Annotated in this window: 16 protein-coding genes and 1 pseudogene; 2 read left to right on the top strand and 15 right to left on the bottom strand. The window is 50.3% G+C overall.

Features of this window, described 5'->3' with window-relative positions; all coding sequences use genetic code 11:
• Positions 1–62 precede the first annotated feature (62 nt).
• From truA to leuC, 7 genes are all read right to left on the bottom strand, one after another.
• Positions 63–926, bottom strand: coding sequence for a tRNA pseudouridine(38-40) synthase TruA (truA, locus tag AB4876_RS17210; protein ID WP_368382973.1), 864 nt, complete (start codon positions 924–926; stop codon positions 63–65).
• The gene (locus AB4876_RS17205) at positions 919–4518 is read right to left on the bottom strand and encodes a FimV/HubP family polar landmark protein (RefSeq protein ID WP_368382972.1); all 3600 of its coding nucleotides are present in this window, start codon (positions 4516–4518) and stop codon (positions 919–921) included. The genes truA and AB4876_RS17205 overlap by 8 nt, the downstream gene beginning before the upstream one ends.
• A 137-nt stretch (positions 4519–4655) precedes the next feature.
• On the bottom strand, positions 4656–5621 hold the full coding sequence (locus AB4876_RS17200) for an Asd/ArgC dimerization domain-containing protein (RefSeq protein WP_368382971.1): 966 nt from the start codon (positions 5619–5621) through the stop codon (positions 4656–4658).
• Entirely contained in the window at positions 5621–6739 is a 1119-nt protein-coding gene (gene asd, locus AB4876_RS17195) for an aspartate-semialdehyde dehydrogenase (protein ID WP_368382970.1), read from the bottom strand. The genes AB4876_RS17200 and asd overlap by 1 nt, the downstream gene beginning before the upstream one ends.
• A 74-nt stretch (positions 6740–6813) precedes the next feature.
• Positions 6814–7896: a 3-isopropylmalate dehydrogenase gene (gene leuB / locus AB4876_RS17190; protein ID WP_368382969.1), complete on the bottom strand. Its 1083-nt coding sequence runs from the start codon at positions 7894–7896 to the stop codon at positions 6814–6816.
• Positions 7897–7942: 46 nt separating this feature from the next.
• On the bottom strand, positions 7943–8593 hold the full coding sequence (leuD, locus tag AB4876_RS17185) for a 3-isopropylmalate dehydratase small subunit (RefSeq protein ID WP_008249644.1): 651 nt from the start codon (positions 8591–8593) through the stop codon (positions 7943–7945).
• Between the two features lie 10 nt (positions 8594–8603).
• On the bottom strand, positions 8604–10025 hold the full coding sequence (gene leuC, locus AB4876_RS17180; protein ID WP_368383008.1) for a 3-isopropylmalate dehydratase large subunit: 1422 nt from the start codon (positions 10023–10025) through the stop codon (positions 8604–8606).
• 143 nt (positions 10026–10168) lie between these two features.
• Between leuC and AB4876_RS17175 the strand changes: the two genes are divergently transcribed.
• A complete protein-coding gene (locus AB4876_RS17175) occupies positions 10169–11047 on the top strand; it encodes a LysR family transcriptional regulator (protein WP_368382968.1) in 879 nt (292 codons plus the stop codon).
• Between the two features lie 4 nt (positions 11048–11051).
• On the opposite strand, the gene AB4876_RS17170 is transcribed toward AB4876_RS17175, so the two are convergent.
• From AB4876_RS17170 to AB4876_RS17150, 5 genes are all read right to left on the bottom strand, one after another.
• Positions 11052–11651, bottom strand: a complete 600-nt coding sequence (locus tag AB4876_RS17170) for a nucleotidyltransferase family protein (protein WP_368382967.1) — start codon at positions 11649–11651, stop codon at positions 11052–11054.
• The gene (locus AB4876_RS17165) at positions 11651–12628 is read right to left on the bottom strand and encodes an XdhC family protein (RefSeq protein ID WP_368382966.1); all 978 of its coding nucleotides are present in this window, start codon (positions 12626–12628) and stop codon (positions 11651–11653) included. Before AB4876_RS17165 ends, AB4876_RS17170 begins: the two co-directional genes overlap by 1 nt.
• Positions 12629–12706: 78 nt before the next feature.
• Positions 12707–15298 carry a TonB-dependent receptor gene (locus AB4876_RS17160; RefSeq protein ID WP_368382965.1) on the bottom strand — a complete coding sequence of 864 codons (2592 nt, stop codon included), beginning with the start codon at positions 15296–15298 and terminating at the stop codon, positions 12707–12709.
• Positions 15299–15642: 344 nt separating this feature from the next.
• Positions 15643–18021 carry a TonB-dependent receptor gene (locus AB4876_RS17155; RefSeq protein WP_368382964.1) on the bottom strand — a complete coding sequence of 793 codons (2379 nt, stop codon included), beginning with the start codon at positions 18019–18021 and terminating at the stop codon, positions 15643–15645.
• Between the two features lie 205 nt (positions 18022–18226).
• Positions 18227–18700, bottom strand: a complete 474-nt coding sequence (locus AB4876_RS17150) for an NAD(P)H-dependent oxidoreductase (RefSeq protein ID WP_368382963.1) — start codon at positions 18698–18700, stop codon at positions 18227–18229.
• 91 nt (positions 18701–18791) lie between these two features.
• Here AB4876_RS17150 and AB4876_RS17145 point away from each other — a divergent pair, with 91 nt between their 5' ends.
• Positions 18792–19232, top strand: coding sequence for a VOC family protein (locus AB4876_RS17145; protein WP_368382962.1), 441 nt, complete (start codon positions 18792–18794; stop codon positions 19230–19232).
• Positions 19233–19263: 31 nt separating this feature from the next.
• Here AB4876_RS17145 and AB4876_RS17140 read toward each other — a convergent pair whose 3' ends face one another.
• From AB4876_RS17140 to AB4876_RS17130, 3 genes and pseudogenes are all read right to left on the bottom strand, one after another.
• Positions 19264–19869 (bottom strand): transglycosylase SLT domain-containing protein, encoded by a 606-nt coding sequence (locus tag AB4876_RS17140; RefSeq protein ID WP_368382961.1) that lies wholly within the window; start codon positions 19867–19869, stop codon positions 19264–19266.
• Positions 19869–20888 (bottom strand): annotated as a pseudogene (ligA, locus tag AB4876_RS17135) (NAD-dependent DNA ligase LigA); the annotation flags it as partial. The gene AB4876_RS17140 and the pseudogene ligA, both read right to left, overlap by 1 nt.
• 47 nt (positions 20889–20935) lie before the next feature.
• Complete coding sequence (locus tag AB4876_RS17130) at positions 20936–22141, bottom strand: tyrosine-type recombinase/integrase (RefSeq protein ID WP_368382960.1); 1206 nt, start codon at positions 22139–22141, stop codon at positions 20936–20938.
• Positions 22142–22415 lie beyond the last annotated feature (274 nt).

Raw genomic sequence — 22415 nt, 5'->3', positions numbered from 1 at the left:
CAGACAATGAATTGAGGCGAATATTAACAAATAAGCAAGTGACCTGTCTGTAAAAGCCGAGCTTAGGGCACAACAAAATCCGGCCCCAAATAGGTTTGTGGCAAATTAAATTGTTCTGGATAAGTCACATCGACTAAATACAAGCCGTCTGGCTTGGCAGTAACACCGCCCTTACTGCGGTCGCGACCCTCTAAAACTTGGCGCGTCCAGCCCGCTGGCATCTCGCCGCAGCCCACAGCAATGAGCACACCGGCAATATTACGAACCATATGATGCAAAAAGGCATTGCCGGCAATATCAATAACAACATAGCGACCGCGCCGGCTGACATTGGCAAAATGAATATTGCGCATCGCCGTTTTAGATTGGCAAGATGCCGCTCGAAAGCCGCTAAAATCCTGTTCTCCCAGCAAAACTTGGGCTTCTTGGTGCATCAGATTTTCGTCAAGCAAAGTCTCAACCAAGGTTACACCCTTAGCTAGATGTGCCGAGCGTCGAGCTTGATTCAAAATAACATAGCGGTATCGACGCGCAGTTGCCGAGAAGCGCGCATGAAAATCCTCAGGCACCTGCTGCGCCCACAGCACCGCAATATCACTGGGCAGCTTGGCATTAACCCCTGCTACCCAGGCTTTAAGCGAGCGCGTCGCCGGCGCGTCAAAATGCACAATTTGGTGCGTTGCATGCACTCCAGCATCAGTCCGGCCAGCGCACATCACCGTTACTGGCGCAGCGGCAACCGCAGAAATAGCACCTTCCAATGCTTCCTGAATTGTTGCAACCTGGGGTTTTAATTGACTCTGCCAGCCGCGATAGGCACTGCCTTGATACTCAAAGGCCAGCGCTATGCGGCTACCCACCGGTAAACGCTCATCGGCAAAGCGCTCAAAGATCGTCATGCCAACTGCCACTTCATATTTAGCCAATCAAATCCAATAGCGCCTGAGCGTCACTTTGCTGCTGAGCATCGCCTTCGACGAGGACTTCTTCAAGCATTTCCTTAGCACCTTCGCTGTCACCCATATCCACATAAGCGCGGGCGAGATCAAGCTTGGTTGCAACCGACTCGTCGTCGAGTAGGTTGTCAAAGTTTTCATCACCCTCGCCCGCGTCAAATTCATCGAACACGAGATCTTCAACGGCAATGGCATCACCTTCACCAATTGCATTTAGCGGTGACAGCGCGTCTGGCGAGTCGCCTTCGGTAAAAAAATCATCATCCGTTTCGGATGTGTTTTCCGTCGCGATGTCATTTACACTGGAGCCCGAATCAGCTACCGGCGAAGCAGTGACCAAATTAGCAGGCATATCGAAATCGGCCAGATCAACGTCTAGTTCAGACTGATCTATTTCATCGGTATCGTGCTCTGCAGGATCGAGCTTTTCTTCCAATTCAAAGTCCAGATCATCCAAGCCAAGCTCGCTTGGCAGGTCAACCGCCGCGATTTTTGACTCCCTGCTATCCAGCCCCTCTATTTCGCCGTCACCATCCTCTTCACCGAGGAAAAATTCTTCGTCGGCACTAATATCATCTGGCGCGTTTTTTATAGCGACGCTTTCTACATCTAATTCACTACTGACATTTTCAGTATCAGCCTCGCCTTTTTCTGTTGGCGCGATGTCTTTCTCAAAATCGGTGCTAGTGCTTTCAATGTCGGCACTGCCACTATCAAAAGATGAAAAGTCTAAATCTAATTCATCGTCGGCATCATCGGTTAAGCTGCGCAGCTCCACGGAATCAGCCACTGACTCCAGCAACTCCGTAGATTCAGCAGTCAAGTCGCCAGAGTCTAGGTCGCCAAAATCGAAGTCGAGCTCTTCCTCTGCATCGGTCATTAAATCTGAGGAAGACAAAGTTTCACTAGCGGCAGCCGACAGGGGTGCCGATAAATCAGCAACATCTATATCCGCATCCGTTTCTACGCCGGGCTTTCCCTCCTCACTTACTGCCGGCGCAGACAGGGAATCATCTTCAAAATCAAAATCGAGATCTGCTAAGTCTTCATCTAGTGATGCTAGTGCGTCTGCTTCAGCACTGCGCAGAGAGGCCGCCTCATCAAGCTCGCCCTCTACGCCGTCATCCCCCAACTCAGCGCCTAATTCGAGTACTGAAGGCACGTCTAGATCCGTTTCTACCTCGAAATCCAAATCAGTTAGATCTGACTCGGTATCTAAGCCCGCAACTGCACCCTCTCCAAGCTCGGCGCCGACACCCGTGGCTTCTGGGCTTTCAATCGGACTGCCTACAGCAGCCGCATCCTCTGCAATCAGCTTCTCGTCATCGAGTTCAAAGTCGAGGTCTTCACCTAAATCAAAATCACCATCGAGTTCCATGTCGACAACATCGTCAGCAGATTCGTCATCAGCGCTCGCTAGATCTGCAGATTCCTCCTCTTCTAGCCAATCACTCACGCCGTCAATTGCCGACATCGACTCTTTGACACGCGCAATTGCAGCAGTGTCACCGAGGCTTTGCAGGCCAGCATAAGCCGCCACAAAGCTGTCGCGGTCACGGGTATCTAGGTATATATCTGCCAACTTAACTTGCAAATCAGCATTATCCGGATCTTGGTTAATTGCAGTTTTTAACAGGCTAGCCGCTTGATCATAGCGGCCATAGGCCACATATATATCGGCCTCAGCAACGATATCACCGGTCTGCGGCTGCACTGCTTCAGCTTCATTACTATCTGCTGCAAATAAATCGATATCGCGTTCAAGATCTTCTGTACCAGCAGTTGAGCTCTCAACACCACCACTTTCAACGTTAATATCATCAAAGTCGAAATCAGTAGCATTAAAACTTGGCTCTTGCTCACCACTGAGCTCGGTGGCGTCGGTATTGCCAATATCAAAATCGAAGGACTCTGGGGCAGCAGCAAATACATCGCCTTCGGTAGCCTCCTCTGCGGCCAGGCTTGCTTCAAACGCAGCCAAATCCGCCTCGTCATCACCGTGGGCGGTCTTTCTGCGGAAAATCAGCACCAGCAAAGCCAGTACCGCTAAGCCAAGACCTATGTATTTCACCAAACCATTACTTAGCCACTCTTGGGCTTTAGCAACCATAGCATCGGGCTTTTCTGGCGCCGACACAGGTTTAGTTTCAGGTTCACCCTCAGCAATAGTCAGCGCTGGCCTTTCGGCTTTCTCAGCAGCGCCCTTATCGGCCGCCATATTCTCATCTGCAGCATTCTCATCTGCAGTGATAACCGATTCAGACGAAGGCTCAGCTGACTCACTCGCAGCTGCAGCATTGGCATCATCGCGTTGCGCATCCAAATCTGCGCTTTGTTGGCTAGCCGCTAACGCTGCGTCTCCACTAGCTGCGCCGTCTTGCAGAGCAGCTAATTGACTATTTTTAAGGGTAATGAGGCTCTGCAGTGTGCGAATCTGTTTTTCCATTTCCGCAACACGGGTTTGCATCGCTTCGTTTTCAAGCAAGCTCTTATCGAGATTCTCCTGCTCTTCACGCACTTTTTGGCGCAATGCATCAACATCATTGCTGGCGGTGGTGTCACTTCCAGCACTACCAACCGAAAATTTAACAGCCTGATCTTGTGCAACCACAGGCTCGCGCCCGGACTTATCGGTGGCATCAAGTTGCGGCGCGTTGGCAGTAGCTATCGTGGCTTTATTTGCAGCGGGCTCCTGTTTTGCAGGCTTAGATGTTTTAACTTTTTCACCGCGCCAAACCCGCGCTTGATCACGAATCTCATCTACGGCTTGATCGTGATTAATTTCATGAACTTCCGCCTCCGTCGGGATACGCAGTACATAACCCGATTTTATGCGGTTAACATTGCCGCCAACAAAGGCCTTGGGATTTTTCTTTAGAAGAGCCAGCATAGTTTGCTGGGTGGTTACATAGGAGCTGGGGCGGAGCTTTTCTGCTATTTTCCACATTGTATCGTGATGTTGAACGCGATACTCAGTTGAATCTTTTGCCTCTGGCAGCATCTGTTGCTGACCGGCAACGCGAACCTGAGGAGCCACACGACTCGCTGGGCCAATACTTCCGCCCTGCTCCCTTACTTGCTGCTCAGCCTCTAAACGTTGCACGGGCTTTATTACTTTAGGCGCACTTGCAACAGTTACACTAGGCGCAGCTGCCGCCGGCGCAAACACAGGCAAATCGAGAAGAACCGTATACTCACGATTCATCTTTCCACTGGGCCAACGCACTTCTACGATAAAATCGAGATAAGGCTCCTGAACTGCCTTTTCGGTAGTGACAATAATTCGGCCGCGCCCACCCCGCTGCAATTCAACTTGAAATTGCAGCGCGCTGAGAAACTGGCTGCGCTCCACACCGGCGTTTTCAAATGCGGTATCGTCTGCCAAGGCAATTCTGATTTGCTCAACATCAAGCTCGCCGACATCTCGCAGGGGAATTTCCGCGCGAAAAGGCTGATTCAATGCAGACTCAAGGGTTATATCCCCAACGCCAAGCGCGCTCGCAATGCCGCTGTGCAAGGCACCCGTCACCAGTACCGCAGTTGCAAGCCTCTTACTAACCATATTGTCACCGTCTGTGTCTTAGCGCTCAGCTTTCAGCTACTAAACTGAAATACTGTCTTTATAAAGTAACTCTACATTTCAGGAACCACGGAGTGTGGAGACTTAACACACCTCCAAATCACATGCGTAGATATTAGCTAGATGTTGATTTTTATCAAGTTTTTAAGCAGCTCAATAATGTTAAACACCGCACCTTTACGGAGATTATCACCGACAACAGTACAACGAAAGGCTGTTTCGTCACGTCTGTCGTAATAAAGTTGGTCTACATCGATACAATCGCTGCCTTGCAAGCACACCGGCGAGGCTTGCTCAGCGTCTTCATTTGGAAATAAACGGAAGCGTGAATCCTCGTTTAACCGACCACGCAGTGCCGACAAATCAGGCCGCTCCTCACAGGCCACCCGCAACATAATTGTGTGACCATAAAAGACCGGCACCATCATGACATTGGCTATAACTGCAATATTGTCACCCAGCAAGCGACTTAAATTATGCTCTAACTCAGCCGCTGCGCGATCGGCAGACTGCGGCAGTACATTAAAGGCAATCTGCTGACCAAGCGCCGTGGTGTCAGGGGTTTGCCCGCCAAGCAGCCGCGCAGTCTCAGCCGCTAGCGCTTCGATACCATCGCGCCCCGCCACCGATACCGCTTGCGCAACACTAATATCAACCCGCTTAATGGTGGTCGGCGCCAATTGCTGTAGCAACGCCGCGACATGACTAGTGGCGGCATCCGCGATTGCGAATAGCTTGCCCGCCGCAACCTCAGCACCCTCGCAAAACATGGCCACATCGTCGCGCTGCGCCAAGGTATCGGTGGCGTCTAACACTACAATACCAGCGTCACAGGCGGCGTCCACCAAGGCGGCATCGCTGCCGACCTCGGGGAGAAATATAGCCAGATCTAAGGCGCTAAAGTCAGCCGTGTCCGGCGCTTTTACCGCAACAGGACGACCGCGAAACATAGCTGTTTCGCCCTCGGCATCTGCCGCAAACACGCTCGCAGTTTCAATGCCAAGCTCCATTCCAGACAAGGCTTCCAGCAGTGACTCGCCTTCAAGTCCGGTGGCACCAAAAATCGCAACGCGTTTAAAGGCCATTACTTGATATCTCCAAGCAGAATTCGCAGCATCCGGCGCAGCGGCTCGGCAGCGCCCCACAACAACTGGTCACCTACAGTAAAGGCCGACAGATACTGTTCGCCCATATTCAATTTGCGCAAACGGCCAACGGGCACATGAAGCTTGCCGGTGACGGCAGTCGGCGTGAGTTTGGCGAGAGTTTCGGCGCGATCATTAGGCACAACCTGCACCCAATCGTTGGCACTGGCCAAGATGCTTTCCACTTCGTTAATCGCAACGTTTTTGTTGAGCTTAATTGTCAATGCCTGGCTGTGGCAGCGCATGGCGCCAATACGCACGCAGTTACCATCAATGGCGATAGGCGACTGTTCGCGGCCAAGAATTTTATTGGTCTCGGCTTGGCCCTTCCACTCTTCGCGGCTCTGACCGTTTTCCAGCTGAGTATCAATCCACGGCAGTAAGCTGCCCGCCAAGGCGTGGCCAAACTGCTCTTTAGGAAAGGCATCGCTGCGCATCATCTCGGCGACTTTACGGTCAATATCGAGAATATTAGAGCGCGGATCGGCCAATTCGTCGGCAACGCAGTCCCGTACAGTGCCCATCTGGTTAATCAATTCACGCATATTTTGTGCGCCGGCGCCGCTAGCCGCCTGATATGTTTGAGCGCTAACCCACTCCACCAAGCCTTCACGGAATAAGCCGCCAACAGCCATCAGCATTAAGCTCACGGTACAGTTGCCGCCGATAAAGTTTTTAACGCCGCGGCTCAAACCGTCTTTAATCACGTCGAGGTTAACGGGGTCGAGGGTGATGATCGCCGAGTCATCCATGCGCAGTGAAGATGCCGCATCAATCCAGTAGCCATCCCAACCGCCCTCGCGCAAGGCTGGAAACACTGATTTGGTGTAGTCGCCACCCTGGCAGGAAATAATAATGTCCATTTGACGCAATTCAGCCACATCATTGGCGTCTTTTAAGGCCTCGATATCACGACCAATCGCAGGACCCTGTCCACCGACATTAGAGGTGGTGAAAAATACCGGCTCAATACTGTCAAAGTCTTTTTCATCTAGCATCCGACCCATCAATACTGAGCCAACCATACCGCGCCAACCTACAAATCCTACTTTTTTCATAATGACTCCTAAAGCTGTTTTGCGACCAGCGACACCGCCAGCGCTAATATCTACCGCGAAAAGTCTTGTGCGCCTTAGAGCGCAGCGATAACGGCATCGCCCATTTCTACGGTGTTCACGAGGGTGTTGCCCGGCGAGAAGATATCACCAGTACGCAGCCCCTTGTCCAGTACTTTGCTTACGGCGTCTTCAATCGCTTGCGCCGCATCCGGCTCTGCCAGCGAATAACGCAACATCATCGCTACCGACAAAATCGTCGCCAATGGGTTTGCTTTGTTTTGTCCTGCAATATCAGGCGCCGAACCGTGACAAGGCTCGTACATACCCCGGCCATTCACATCCAGCGAGGCGGACGGCAGCATGCCAATTGAACCCGTGAGCATGGCGGCGGCGTCAGACAAAATATCACCAAACATATTACCAGTAACCACTACATCAAACTGTTTGGGTTCGCGAATCAGCTGCATGGCGGCATTGTCGACATACATATGACTTAGCTCAACATCGGGGTAGTCCTTGGCCATGTCGTCCATCACTTCTCGCCACAGCATGGTTACTTCCAAGACATTGGCTTTATCGACAGAGCAAAGGCGACCACCGCGCTTTTGCGCCGCTTCAAAGGCCACCTTACCGATGCGCCGAATCTGGGACTCGTTGTACACGTAGGTGTTATAGCCTTCGCGCTCGCCATTTTCTAAAATTCGAATACCGCGAGGCTGGCCAAAATAAATACCGCCGGTCAGCTCCCGCACGATCAAAATATCCAAACCCGCAACCAACTCGGGCTTCAGCGACGAGGCATTTGCCAACTGCGGATACAAAATTGCGGGACGTAAATTACCAAACAAATCCAAACGCCGACGAATTTCTAATAAACCCGCTTTCTCCGGGCGCTCTGCAACCGGCAGTTTATCCCACTTAGGACCACCCACTGCACCCAGTAGAATTGCATCAGCGCGGGCGCACAGCTCAAAGGTCGCCTCGGGCAACGCACTACCGTGGGCATCAATAGCAGAACCGCCCACTAAGGCATGCTCTAAATTTAAACCCAAGCCAAAACGGGTATTGATGTTTTCTAAGACCTTCACCGCTTCGGCCATGATTTCATGACCAATACCATCGCCGGGTAATACTGCAATCGTTCTTTGTGTAGACACCTTATATTCCTTTTAAAATAGCTTTTACTGTTACTAAACCAATTTATTAAGCGATGTGCTCACGAAACAGCCACGGCGACTTCGTCATCAACTTACTCTCATAGGCGCGAATGTCATCGGCGTCTTGCAGCGTTAAACCAATATCGTCCAAGCCGTTAACGAGGCAGTGCTTGCGGAATTCATCCACCTCAAAGGGGATCGACTCGCCTGCTGGAGTAATTACCGTCTGCGCTGGCAAGTCTATTTTGAGCTTATAGCCTTCATCGGCATACATTGCAGCAAACAGCTCAGCCACTTTGGCCGCTGGCAAAACAATCGGCAAAATGCCATTTTTGAAGCAGTTATTGAAGAAAATATCGGCAAAGCTCGGCGCAATCACGCAGCTAAAGCCGTAATCTTCTAATGCCCAGGGCGCGTGCTCGCGACTTGAGCCGCAACCAAAATTTTCTCGTGCCAACAAAATTTCGGCGCCTTGATAACGCGGCTGGTTTAAGGGGAAGTCTGGGTTTAGCGGGCGCTGACTATTGTCGCGACCCGGCTGCCCTTCATCAAGATAACGCAGCTCATCAAACAAATTAGGACCAAAGCCGCTGCGCTTGATCGACTTTAAAAACTGCTTGGGAATAATCATATCGGTATCTACATTTGCGCGATCCATTGGCGCCACAATACCGTCTAACACTGTAAATGCTTTCATAGCCAATTCCTCAAATCCAGTCTCGAACATCAACAAAATGACCTGCTATCGCCGCTGCCGCTGCCATCGCGGGGCTCACCAAATGGGTGCGACCACCAAAGCCCTGACGGCCTTCAAAATTGCGGTTAGAGGTCGAGGCGCAGTGCTCGCCCGCGCCGAGCTTATCGGCATTCATGGCAAGGCACATTGAGCAGCCTGGCTCGCGCCACAACAAACCCGCTTCGATAAAAATTTTATCTAAACCTTCGGCCTCGGCCTGCTTCTTAACCAAGCCAGAACCCGGCACAACCAAAGCCTCCTTCACATTGGCAGCCACTGTTTTGCCGCGTACAACAGCGGCTGCTTCGCGCAGATCTTCAATTCGTGAATTGGTACAAGAACCAATAAATACGCGATCTAATTTAATATCGGTAATCGCCTGGCCAGCTTTTAAGCCCATATACTCCAGCGCCCGCTCACAGCCGCTGCGCTTGGCAGGGTCAGTGTAATCATTGGGGCTAGGTACAATGCCATTGATCGGCAACACCATCTCGGGGCTAGTACCCCAGGTGACTTGGGGCAGAATATCGGCGCCATTAAGCACGACCGTGGCATCAAATACCGCGTCATCGTCGCTGTGCAGGGAGCGCCAGTACTTAACCGCTTCATCCCACTCTGCAGCGCTGGGCGCAAAGGGACGACCGTTAACGTAGTCGAGGGTAATATCGTCTACCGCAACCATACCGACACGAGCGCCGCCTTCAATCGCCATATTACAGATAGTCATACGACCTTCCATAGACAGCTTGCGAATCACCTCGCCACCAAACTCAATCGCGTAGCCAGTGCCACCCGCCGTACCGATTTTGCCAATAATGGCCAGCACCACGTCTTTTGCGGTTACGCCGGGACCCAGTTCACCGTCGACCCGCACCAGCATGTTTTTGCTTTTCTTTTGTATCAGGCACTGGGTGGCAAGGACGTGTTCTACCTCAGAGGTGCCAATGCCGTGGGCCAATGCCCCTAGGGCGCCATGAGTAGCCGTGTGGGAATCGCCACACACCACGGTCATACCTGGCAGAGTTGCGCCCTGCTCGGGACCAACCACATGCACAATGCCTTGGCGCACGTCATTTATTGAAAATTCGGTGATGCCAAATTCGCTGCAATTCTCGTCTAAGGTGCGCACTTGGATACGCGATACTTCGTCGGCAATGGCCTCTACCCCGCCGCTGCGCTCAACCGCTTCGGTGGGCACATTGTGGTCTGGCGTTGCCAAATTTGCCGTTACCCGCCAGGGGCTGCGACCCGCCAAACGCAGACCTTCAAAAGCCTGTGGCGAGGTGACTTCGTGCACCAAATGACGGTCGATATACAGCAGCGCCGTGCCATCGTCGCGCTCTTTGACCAAGTGAGCCGCCCACAGTTTGTCGTAAAGTGTTTGTCCTTTCATATCTTGACCAGCCATATCCCGTTCCGCCGTACTGACTAAAAGAGTAATTTTCAGAGCTGCAATATTACGCAGGCACATCAAATAACACAAATTCATATTTTTCATTATTTGCATTCCATAACGGAATACAAATACAATTCGGCATGGATACCGAATCTCTAAAAGCTTTTCTCGCCGTTGCCGAACAACAATCCTTTTCGCTGGCAGCAGAACAACTGCATATTACCCAACCCGCGGTGAGTAAGCGTATAGCCGCGCTAGAGCGGCAATTAAGCTGCAAATTATTTGACCGCATTGGCCGCAACATCCATTTAACCGAGGCCGGTCGCGCGCTCATGCCCCAGAGTCGGCGCATACTGCAAGACATTAAAGAGGCGGTGCGCAGCATTCACGACCTGCGCGGCTCCGTTAGTGGCCGCCTGTCGATGGGCATCAGCCACCACATAGGCTTACACCGCCTGCCGCCAGTATTGCGCGAGTTCAGCCAGCGCTATCCCGAGGTAAAACTCGATATCGACTTTATGGATTCGGAACTGGCCCACCAGCGCATTTTGCATGGCGAGATGGATTTAGCGGTGATCACCCTATCACCCAGCGACGATCAACAACTGCTATCGATCCCGATCTGGGAAGACCCACTGTCCGTCACCGTGGCCAAAGACCACCCTCTGGCCCAGTTCGACATCGTGAGCGCCGACATGCTCAGCCAACACACCGCGCTACCGCCGGGCTTAAACACCTACACGGGGCAAATCATTAAGGAGTTATTCGACCGGCAGGGCCTGAGCATGAACATTGGCATGTCGACCAACTATTTGGAAACCATCAAGGTGATGGTCAGTATTGGCTTAGGTTGGAGTATTTTGCCGCTCACCCTGCTCGACGACACCGTAGTGGCGCTGCAATGGCAGGGCCAGGCATTGTCGCGCACCCTGGGCTGCGTACACCACCGCAGCCGCAGCTTATCAAATGCCGCCGACGCCTTTATCGAGTTACTGCTGGCAGAGCGCGCGCCAAAATAAGGACTTATTCCGGCCGCAGGCGCGGTTTCAGGCTGAGTAATAGTTCGGCCATTTGCGCTGGGGTATCCGCATCTTGGTAAATCCCTTTGTCGCCCACAACTACTTCTTCAACAAATTTAGCCCGACTTGTTAATACCGACTTTGCGCCAACATCGCCACGCAACTCGCACAATTGCGGCCAGAAGTTGCGACCAAAACCAACCGGGTGGCCCCGCCGCCCCGCACACACCGGCATCACAATATTGTCTGGCCTAAGAATTTTTGCGACTGCAAGCAGCGATTCTATTCGCAACAGCGGCAAATCCACCGGCAGAATCAATACCCCCAGCGCCGACGACCTTAAGCCTAAATACGCGACCCCGTCAGCTATGCTATGCCCCATACCCAAGCTCGCGTTGGCCGACAAAATACACGGCGCATCGATGCGAGCAGAAACATCGTCATCTGCGTCAATGACCACCGAAACATCAAGACCCGCTTTGCGCGACCGCCGCACCAAGGCATTCACCAATACACCGCCGTGAGGTAGTGGTGCAAAACGTTTATCTGCCTCGCCAAAGCGCCGGCTTTTTCCCGCCGCCAAAATCAGTATCGGCAAACTCATCAGTTTGCTGGCACCTCATTGTCTGCCCGCCTCTTTCCCGCCCGCAACTGCGTTAACTCGGCCATAATCGCCAATGCGATTTCCATGGCAGATTTACTGCCAATAGGCAGCCCAACCGGGGCATGCAATTGTTGTAACTGCTGATCGCTAATATCTAGCTCCTTCAAACGGACACGGCGCTTATCGGATGTGCGCTGCGAACCAAGCGCCCCCACATAAAACAAGCTTTGGGTTAGGGCCTGCATTAATGCCATATCATCAATTCGTGGATCGTGGGTCAAGGTCACCACTGCGGTAAACGTATCTCCATATTCGCATACCGCCTCGTCGGGCATATTAGCCAAAAGCTCGGCACCGGCAACCGCCCACTGCTCGCGACGATCCTTACGCGGGTCGCAAACTAGCACACGGTAATCCATAGCCAAGGCAATCTCAGCTATACAGCGCGCCAACTCATTTGCGCCAATAAGCAACAACTGAAAACGCGGGCCAAAATCTTGCCTTAAGCTACGTTCATCTATTACCAACGGCTGGCAGTTAGCAATAGATTCAAGCCGCCAAGCCCCACTGCGCATATCAACGTGGCGCCGAATTGGCCGCCGCGCATCCAGCGCAGCACAGAGCCCGGCCACCAACTTACAGTGTTTAACTGTCTGTAGTGGCTCAATCAAAATATGCATGCGACCACCACAAGGCAGGCCGAAACGTTCATTTTCTTCGGGACTGACCCCGTACTCCAAAAGCTCCGGCCCCGAAATAGCTAATTCGCCATCGTGCAATTTAGCCAGCAGCTCATCTTCGATACAGCCACCCGATAACGACCCATGCACTTTGCCGTGACAATCCATCGCCATCATCGACCCAAGCGGGCGAGGCGACGCGCCAAAGGTTTGTACCACCGTGCATAAATAACCAGTTTCAGCGCGCTGCAAAAATTCAAGCGCCGCCGCCAGTACCAATTGATCTATTGTCTTCAATGCCCAGCGCCCGTGTTTATACCATCCAAAAAAAACGCCGCTTACGCGGCGTTGTGATCTATCGTCTCTCAGACAAAATCAATACCAGCGGTAAGTAGCCTGTAGTGCAACTGTACGTGGCGCCTCTACGAAACCGTAGTGACCCGCCGCCCCAAATATACTATTGGCCAGTGGCGTATCGTTTGAATAAGAAATTGTCGTTTCATCTGTCGCATTTTTAACCAGCAGAGCTGCTTCCCAGCCTTCAGTTACGTCAGCCAAAGAGAATCGCAGATTGGTTTTAATATACGCATCCTGCTCCTGACTTGGATCAAGGTTCTGCGAAGAATTGTACGCACCAGTGAAGACAAAGTCAGCGCCGCCACGGAATTCTAAATCTTTGCTCACCATTGTGGTGTAAACAAAGGTCATATTACCTGAGTAATCTGCGACATACTGGTTGGTTTTACCCTTGTAATCACAGTAAGGGTTGCCAGCTTCTATATAATCTGGCGTCTGGCCCTGATAGCACTGACCATTTTTAAAGTCGGTAAACTCAAAATCCAAGATTGCCAACGCGCCGGTCATCATCAGATTTTCAGTTAGTGCAACTCGACCATCAAGCTCAATACCCATGGTAGTTGCTGCACCAGCATTACCCACGTTAAAGCCCAGGGTACCGTCAAAGATACTAACCTGAAGATCATCATACTGGGTGTAGAAAGCTGCAACATTCAACTCAGCCGCGCCATCTAGCAAAGTTGTTTTAGCACCCGCCTCCAAGCTAGTGGCCTGCTCTTCATCATATTCAAAGCTACCAACTAAAACGATTGGAGCAGTATCAAGGTTTTGCAATGGACGTATCACATTAGCCTCGGGGGAGGCGTTTGAGCGCGCGTCGTAACCACCCGATTTATAACCAATGCTTGCCGTTGCATACAGCATCACATCGTCGCTCCAGTCGTGTTGGATATTTAACGACGGCGCCAAATTTCCGCCCTTACGCGAGCCTTTTAGGTCGTGCCGCTCAGCAGAGAAGTTTTTAGCAACAACGGTATCCACTTCACCCTCGGGGCGGATCGCACCAGTAGTGATATCGTTGAAATTTAGACGGCGGCTGCCTTCCTTTTCTTCATAAGAATAACGCAGACCGAGTGTTGCGCGAGTCAGGTCGGTTACATTCCACGTGGCTTGCACGAAACCCGAGATAAGGTCCGTGGTGGAACTAAAGTCGCGAGGCGTACCAAGATTTACTATTTCATCGCCAGCATCACCTATGCCACCAAGCTCTAACACACCGGCGTCAAATAGCGGTTGGAATAGCGCCGCCAGCGGCGTACCGGCGACCTGGGCCTGAGTAACATTATCGAATGGCCCACCCGTCACATCACCCCCTGTAGGCCGCTCACCGCGAGCCCCCCCTTCCTGAATGTCTGCTGCGTTCAACAACTGCGGAAGAATATCGCTTTCGACACGAATACTGTCAAAGAAATCTAACTCACTGTGCTGAAAGAACGCGCCAGCAATAAACTCAAAGGTTTCACCAACGGGTGATACCCAACGAAATTCCTGGCTAAACTGATTGTATTCCTCTTCTGCCGCAACACTGAATACCGAAGCACCAGTAAAATCACAGTCACACAGCTCTTTCGTTTGATAACCCAAAATACCGGTAATAAACGTAAAGGTATGTTCACCCCAAACGTAATCAACATTCAGTGTCACGTTGTGAGTGTCGTTGTAACTGTAATCGCCATTAGACGAGCGTTTGAAGTCTTGGTAGTTGTTCAAAACCGACGAGTCGGCATCTACGTCAACTAGCACCACACCCGGAACCGGCGCTATTGTCGTTCTATCTAAAATTTGGCCATAGGTACGACCATTAAACGCATCTGTGTCAGAGGTTGACGGCTGATCATTAATAATTTCGATTTGACGACCATTTACATCGAATTGGCCAATTTCAAATTTTAACGCCGCAGTTAAATCTGCACTTGCATCCCACTCAAACATGGCGCGGATAGTTTGCTCATCGCGCTGAGGCTCGTCGCGGTTGAGAGTCAGGTTTTCCATGTGTCCGTCAATTTGGCGTTTGCGGATTGCCAAGCGACCACCAACATTATCTGTTAGTGGTCCAGAAACAACGAAGTCCACTACGCGTTCATTTGTTTCTATTTCATAGGTTCCAGATACCAGGCCTTCAAACTCCTGCCCTGGGCGAGCCGAAATAAGACTTAAAGCACCAGCAATACTATTTTTACCAAATAAGATATTTTGCGGACCGCGCAATACTTCAACACGCGCCAAATCTAGGAAGGGTGCCCGCGTTAATTGCGCGCGACCATAACTCACGCCGTCGAAATACATACCAACAGACTGTTCAAAGCCGGGGTTAATACCGGAACCGATACCGCGGATATAAATATTAGTACCAATGCCAGTTTCGGACATGGTCAAGTTGGGAACGTAGGCTTGCAGGTCTTCAACCTTACTAATCCCCGCCTCCATCATTTTCTCACCCGATACCGCATTAACCGATACCGGAACATCTTGTAAGCTTTCGGCACGCAAGGTGGCCGTAACGATGACTTCCTCTAGCACTCCTGCTGCCTGGGTTTGCGCCGAGCACAGCACAACTGCAGCGGCTAAAGCGGATAGACGAAAGTCGGAAATGGTTTTTTTCAAGGTCATAAGACCTCCAGATGCAGTGGATTTTTTTTATATGCCGCGACTTGATACTAGACCAAGAAAGCAGCCTTCAGTAGAAAGTAGTCGACATTATACGATTTTACCAAAATGTTTGCATTGAAAACATATCGTATTTTGGCATTTGGTTCAATAAATCGGGGTTTTAATTTGATATAGCAACTATACACAGGAAAAATACTATCTCGCTAACTATCTAAGCCACGCTTCACGCCAGAGGCATAAGTAATAAAATAGCAATTACCGCCAGGCCTGAAAAGAAAAATGCCGCACAAGCGGCATTAAAAATAACTAAAAAGGCTAGCCACCTCGGCTAGCCCTGCAACTTACTACCAGCGGTAAGCAACCTGCACCGCGACACTGCGAGGACGCTCAATAAACGCGTAATGGCCAATGCTACCAAAACTGCTATTAGCTAAAGGCACATCATTTGAGTAAGAAATGACATCTTCATCGGTCAGGTTTTTACCCACCAAGGCAATTTCCCAACCCGACTTAACATCCGCAATTGCCAAGCGCGCATTTACCTTCACATAGCCATCCTGCTCTTGGCTAGGATCCAAGTTCTGCGAGGAGTTATAGCTGTCTGTGAAGACAAAATCGGTACCGGCTCTTAACTCCATAGCATCACCAAATTCACGGGTATAGGTAAAGGTGACATTACCCGAGTAGTCAGCAACGTACTGGTTGGTTTTGCCTGTATAGTCGCAATAAATACCGTTATCTGGTACCTGCCCTTGGTAACACTGGCCGTTTTTAAAGTCGGTAAACTCAAAATCAAGGAATGCTAACGCAGCACCCATCATCAAGCGATCCGTAAGTGCAAAGCGGCCATCAAGCTCGATACCTTTAATCTCTGCTGCACCGGCATTACCGACATTAAAACCCAAGGTGCCATCAAAAATACTCACTTGAAGATCGTCATACTTGGTAAAAAAGCCGGCAATATTTAATTCGCCGCGACCATCCATAAAACTGGTCTTCGCACCAACTTCTAGGCTAGTCGCCTTTTCCTCATCGTATTCAAATGAACCATCGAGTGCACCACCTGGAGACGCATTGGATCGCGCATCAAAACCACCAGACTTATCACCAATACTCAAGGTTGCATAGGCCATTACGTCGTCATTAACGTCGTATTGAATATTTAAAGAAGGTGCTAGATTGCCCCCACTCTGCTTCCCTTTCAAATCATGACGCTCAACCTTAAATACACCGGCAAGCACCCCATCGACGGTACCAATAGCACGCTCATTACCGCTCAAGTCAGCAACAGTAAGGCTCCTACTACCTTCTTTCTCTTCATAGGAATACCTTAGTCCGAGAGTAGCTCTCAAACGATCAGAGGCATTCCACGTGGTTTGCCAAAACATCGACCACAACTCAGCATCGCTAGTAAAATTACGAGGTGTTGTGGTATTTGAAATTGCCGCCATTGCAGCACCAGCAGCACCCGAAGAAGCCGGTTCATTTGCTGCACCGCCAGCCTGCCCGTAAACACGCGAATAAACTGCCTTAGGAATAATATCGCTATCGATCACTATCGCATCATAAAAATCTAGCTCGCTTTTTTGGTAATACATTCCGCCGATATGCTCAAAGGTGCCGCCAGCTGCAGAAACCCAGCGAATTTCCTGACTGTATTGATCGTAGTCTTCTTCAAATGGCACGCTAAACACTGGCGCCCCAGTAAAATCACAATCGCAAAGCTCAGCAAACTCGTAATGCATCAAGCCCGTAATAAAGGTCAGCGTACTCTCACCCAAGGCATAATCTACATTTAAAGTTATATTTTTGGTGCGGTTATTACTGTAGTCGCCGTTCGACGAACGCTTGTAATCTTGCTTGGTATTTAATACTGATGAGTCAGCACCAAAAGAACCGTTCAATGCCTGCGCATATGTCGCGCCGCCAAGCAAGGCCGAGGGCTGATCGTTTACGATCTCCACCTGCCGCCCCAAAACATCAAATTTACCCAGTTCAAATTTGAGCATTGCAGTTAAATTTTCAGTGGCGTCCCAATCGAGAATTGCACGAATTGTGCTCTCATCTCGCTGGGGCTCATCGCGATTCAAGGTAAGGTTTTCAATATAACCGTCCATCTCACGTTTACGCAGTGCAATACGCCCACCTAAGGTTTCGGTAATCGGACCTGACACCATAAAATCTACAACTTTTTCACCGTGATCTGGCTCGTAAAGGCCAGAAATCATGCCTTCATTTTCTTGGCCTGGACGAGCAGATATCAAACTCAGCGCACCGGCGATACTGTTTTTACCGTAAAGAATATTTTGCGGACCACGCAGTACTTCAACCCGCGCTAAATCAAGGAAAGGCGCCCGCGTGAGCTGACCACGTCCATAGGAGATACCGTCAAAATACATTCCCACCGACTGCTCAAAACCGGGGTTAATGCCGGAGCCGATACCGCGAATATAAATATTAGTTCCTATACCAGTCTCAGACATGGATAGGTTGGGCACGTAGGCTTGTAAGTCTTCAATCTTGTCGATACCCGCTTCGGCCATTTTTTCGCCCGATACGGCATTCACTGAAACCGGAACATCTTGCAGGCTTTCAGTTCGCAGGGTCGCGGTCACCAGCACCTCCTCTAGGGCTGGTGCGGCGATTACCGCAGTATTAGCACACAAACCCACAGCCATTGCCAAGGGCATAAAGTGACGGTTTGATTTGGAATGATTTCTCATCAAAGACTCTCCCAAGAGATTTATTTTAATTATTTCAGCTCAAATTGCATCGCACCTTTAGCGCGCACATAGGGGCTAATACACAGTCTAGTCGGGAATCTGATAATGTAAAATGTGAATAACCCCTATACGCCCTGATGAATGGCACAACACATGCTACGAATAGTAGGTAAATTCAGATCAAGCAAATATTTGGCAAGCTATTTTAGAAAATACCGAGTTCAAGCCCTGCAGCAAAACCAGCTCCGAGCTCTTCAGCACGCTCAAATTCTTGGACCCCCGGCTCCCCGCAGCAGATAACTGGCTCGCTCACACAGCGCCAAGCGTAACCCTTGGCGATTTTTTCTAATTGGCGTAAGGCATTGCTACCGTCATTGCCGGTACACATAAAAACGCCGTAGGGACGGTGCAGCTCTCGAGCTATGACCGGATAAAAGGTACGATCGTAAAAATCTTTCATACCCCCAGCCAAAACACCAAAGTTTTCCGGCATAAAAAACAAAACACCATCACACCACATGATGTCGCGGGTACCCGCCTCCGCAGCACGCAGCAAGCGCAGCTCCACGCGCGGCTCAGCCTTATGTGCAGCGGCTTGGGCCGCATAAGCTAGGCGCTCGTTTCTACCTGACTGGCTGTGGTATACAATTAATAAATGTTTTGATTCAGAATCCGACACAAAGCACACTCGCTAGCCCAAACTAGGGCAATGAAAACACAGCCGCCATTAATTTACACCTAGACATAAGCAATGCCACGGAAGCGATATCATGAAATATTTACACACTATGGTTCGGGTAAAAGACCTCCCGCAATCCATGCACTTTTACTGCGATTTACTGGGACTAAAAGAAGTTCGCCGCTACGAAAGTGAAAAAGGTCGATTTAGCCTAATTTATTTGGCTGCAGCCCAAGACGTCGAAACCGCGCAACACACTCAGGCGCCAATGATTGAATTAACCTACAACTGGGATCCAGAAGAGTACGACGGTGGCCGCAACTTTGGCCATCTCGCGTTTTTAGTTGACGATATTTACGCCAGCTGCAAAACCCTGCAAGACGGCGGCGTGTGCATAAACCGGCCGCCCCGCGACGGCCACATGGCCTTTGTGCGTTCTCCCGACAATATATCTATTGAATTATTACAACGCGGCGAGGCACTCGCCCCGCAAGAACCTTGGCTCTCAATGCCAAATACCGGCGAGTGGTAAAACCAATTAAAGGAATATGACGCACTAGGGATTAAAAAATCCCGAAGAACCAGCCCCCGCTTTTCAAATCTTTTTCGCAGCGGGCGAGCTGGGCAGTGTAAGTTTGGGCGCGGGACGTCACTTTGCCAGCCACCCGCTTCAACCACGGTTTATTATTGAAGCTGCGCTTTTTAAAGCCGCCATGACCTTCATGATATGCCATGTACAAGCTATAACTGTCGTTTGGATTAATACCGACCATTTTATTACTGACATTGTTATACCAGCCAATAAAGTCGATGGCATCGCTAAAATCGTCGCGATCCGCGCCCCAATTCCCCGATTTATCCACATACCACGCCCAAGTTGAATCCTTGGCTTGGGCGTAACCGTAGGCATCAGACATACGGCCAGCAGGAATAAAACCCAGCCAGTATTTCTTCGGTGGTTTAGCCTTGGCAACAAAGGCTGACTCTTGGTACATGATCGACATCATGACCGGAATCGGCGAATTCCACTTTTTCGATGCCGACTTGGCATCGCCATACCAATCGTCTTTTTCACGAAAAATAGCACAAATATCACCGGGATTACGCGGTGGCGAAGTACTGCATGCGGTTACCGACAACAGCAGTAATGCCACTAAAATAGCCTTCATTACTGCTCACCATTATCAACAAAAACTTGCAGCAATTGCTGTTCATCAATTACCTTCACACCCAGCGCTTCTGCCTTGGCTAATTTAGAACCGGCACTGGTTCCCGCAGCAACGCAATCGGTTTTAGCCGAAACACTGCCCGCAACCTTGGCACCCAAGGCTTGCAATTTTTCCTTGGCCTCACCTCGCGTCATCGACTCAAGATTACCGGTCAGCACCCAAGTTTGCCCCGCCAAAGGCTGAGCGCCGCCCTCGCGCCGCGCCGCCGGCCAATTCACACCGCGCTCCTGCAACAGCGCGATTACCTCGCGATTATAGTCGCTGGCAAGAAATGCATGGAGGTGACTGGCGACAATTGGGCCAATATCGGCCACCGCAATTAAGTCTTCTTCACTCGCTGCCATCAAGGCTGGCAACTCACCAAAGTGATTTGCCAAATTAAGCGCGGTGGCCTCTCCCACTTCGCGAATACCTAAGGAATACAAAAAGCGTGGCAGCGTTGTTGCGCGCGCTTTAAGCAGTGCGGCGAGTAAATTCTCTGCGGATTTTTGGCCCATCCGCTCTAGGCCCGCTAACTGTTCGGCCGTTAATACGAATAAATCAGCTACCGTTTCCACGATGCCAGCATCGACCAATTGTTCAACGAGTTTATCGCCCAAGCCTTCGATATCCATGGCTTTACGGCTGGCAAAATGTTTTATAGCCTCTTTGCGCTGCGCGCCACACACCAAACCGCCACTGCAGCGCAGCACCGCCTCGCCAGGCGCCCGCTCTAAAGCACTAGCGCACACGGGGCAAAACTCTGGCGCAATAATGGCCCGCGCAGTCGCTGGGCGACGCGCCTCCACCACTTGCACAATTTGGGGAATCACGTCACCAGCGCGACGCACCACCACGTGGTCGCCAATCATTACCCCTAAACGAGCAACTTCATCAAAATTATGCAGCGAGGCATTGCTCACCGTAACGCCACCAACAAAAACCGGTTCCAGCTTAGCAACTGGCGTCACCGCGCCGGAAGTTATAAAAAGATGCAACTGTCCACTAAAATGTCTACAAATATCATTCATGACCGTTCAACCCCATCAATAACCGAACGTAAGTCCTCCCCTAACTTGGGTCTGTAATCCCGAAGAAGATCCCTCCCTCTAAGCATATGAACTAAATGGATATATTTCTTAGTGGTCTTAATATCACTATGCCCAAGGTACTCCCGTAAAGCGAGATCCAGCCCAGGATCATACAAAACGGTGGGCGATAGCTTGTGTGCATCAAGGAACTGGATGACAAATCCCGTCGCGAAGCAATGGCGGAAGACATGCGGCCTAAAGATAATTCCATGTGCAAGCGCCACAGTTCGAAACCGATCGCTGATTCCTGTTCTAGTCAAAGGGTTCCCAGCTTTGGTAAGCAACAGTTGCGTCGGGTTTTGCCCATACTTTTCGGCATAGAGCTTCGCACGCTCCTGCCGAACGGGAAGATAGATATCATCTATCCATTCCCAAAGTTCAAAAGGAAACAGAATACGTCTAGACTTCCCCCCTTTCCCCTTAAAGCTGAAGGTGAGATCTCTGCAACTACCTTCATCGATTAATCGCTCGTATTCGCGCAGGGGGAGGAAGTCTGTGTTTTGGCGTGTCCGATATTCAAGTTGCACCACCTCCATTCTGCGCAACCCCACCAAATACATAACTACAGCCGCTACCACATAAGCGACATCATTCAAAGCTTTACACCCTCGAATGAAATCTCGGCGAGCAATAATTTGAACTTTCTTCTCCACCTGCGGAACTTTAAGGCCGTGATCAACATAAGTACTGCGCCCACCATTAATATGGCTGAGAAGCTGATCATCTGGATCACCTTGATGCACTTTATTCACGCCGTCGGTATCTACAAAGTGCCTGTAACCTTTCATAGAGGCGAATTTATAGAAGTCCATTATTCGATCAATACGGTAGTTGATCGTCACTCCTTCGAGTGAACTGCCGTCAGGTTTAAGACTGTGCAACTGCTCAGTCACAAACCGATTAATATCTGACTTCGTAATTAGATTCCATAACTTCCCCTTTTCCTGCAGCCAGTTGAAGAAGTGTGCAATGACGTAAGCATAATTCGTCCGAGTGTCCCTACTCCGGGACCTTATTTGCGATTTTGAAATAAGCCATTCGGTAGGGGCTTCGATAATTTGGTATTCATCATCAAAAAGAACGGGCACATTTTTTATCGATATATCCTCGTACAGTACGTCAGTAAACTCGAGAAGCGCCATTTGTGAATCCAAATTACCATCAAGTAGAGGGCAGCTCTACCTTTAACCAGCCGCGCTACAAACCTAGTGAAATTAATACCTTATTTATACATTCTGTTGATACTTCACTGAAGAAGCAACTTCCTTATGCGCAGCCTGACCCAATCAGATCCGCGCATTGACTCACTAAAAATCACACTACTTTGGGGTCGTTGCCTCATTTAAAATCACACTACTTATGACGGATAAGCTAGGGGATTTAGATGATTAAATTAATGAGCCTGACTGCCCGCAG

The sequence above is a fragment of the Zhongshania guokunii genome (genome assembly GCF_040892635.1).
GTDB classification, from domain to species: Bacteria; Pseudomonadota; Gammaproteobacteria; order Pseudomonadales; family Spongiibacteraceae; genus Spongiibacter; species Spongiibacter guokunii.
This window is presented reverse-complemented; position numbering and strand designations above follow the sequence as displayed.

Excerpts from the sequence above, each read along its gene's own strand:
- AB4876_RS17205 (WP_368382972.1), bottom strand. The coding sequence starts at position 4,518 with ATGGTTAGTAAGAGGCTTGCAACTGCGGTACTGGTGACGGGTGCCTTG.
- AB4876_RS17200 (WP_368382971.1), bottom strand. The coding sequence starts at position 5,621 with ATGGCCTTTAAACGCGTTGCGATTTTTGGTGCCACCGGACTTGAAGGC.
- asd (WP_368382970.1), bottom strand. The coding sequence starts at position 6,739 with ATGAAAAAAGTAGGATTTGTAGGTTGGCGCGGTATGGTTGGCTCAGTA.
- leuD (WP_008249644.1), bottom strand. The coding sequence starts at position 8,593 with ATGAAAGCATTTACAGTGTTAGACGGTATTGTGGCGCCAATGGATCGC.
- leuC (WP_368383008.1), bottom strand. The coding sequence starts at position 10,025 with ATGAAAGGACAAACACTTTACGACAAACTGTGGGCGGCTCACTTGGTC.
- AB4876_RS17175 (WP_368382968.1), top strand. The coding sequence starts at position 10,169 with ATGGATACCGAATCTCTAAAAGCTTTTCTCGCCGTTGCCGAACAACAA.
- AB4876_RS17170 (WP_368382967.1), bottom strand. The coding sequence starts at position 11,651 with ATGAGTTTGCCGATACTGATTTTGGCGGCGGGAAAAAGCCGGCGCTTT.
- AB4876_RS17160 (WP_368382965.1), bottom strand. The coding sequence starts at position 15,298 with ATGACCTTGAAAAAAACCATTTCCGACTTTCGTCTATCCGCTTTAGCC.
- AB4876_RS17155 (WP_368382964.1), bottom strand. The coding sequence starts at position 18,021 with ATGAGAAATCATTCCAAATCAAACCGTCACTTTATGCCCTTGGCAATG.
- AB4876_RS17145 (WP_368382962.1), top strand. The coding sequence starts at position 18,792 with ATGAAATATTTACACACTATGGTTCGGGTAAAAGACCTCCCGCAATCC.
- AB4876_RS17140 (WP_368382961.1), bottom strand. The coding sequence starts at position 19,869 with ATGAAGGCTATTTTAGTGGCATTACTGCTGTTGTCGGTAACCGCATGC.
- AB4876_RS17130 (WP_368382960.1), bottom strand. The coding sequence starts at position 22,141 with ATGGCGCTTCTCGAGTTTACTGACGTACTGTACGAGGATATATCGATA.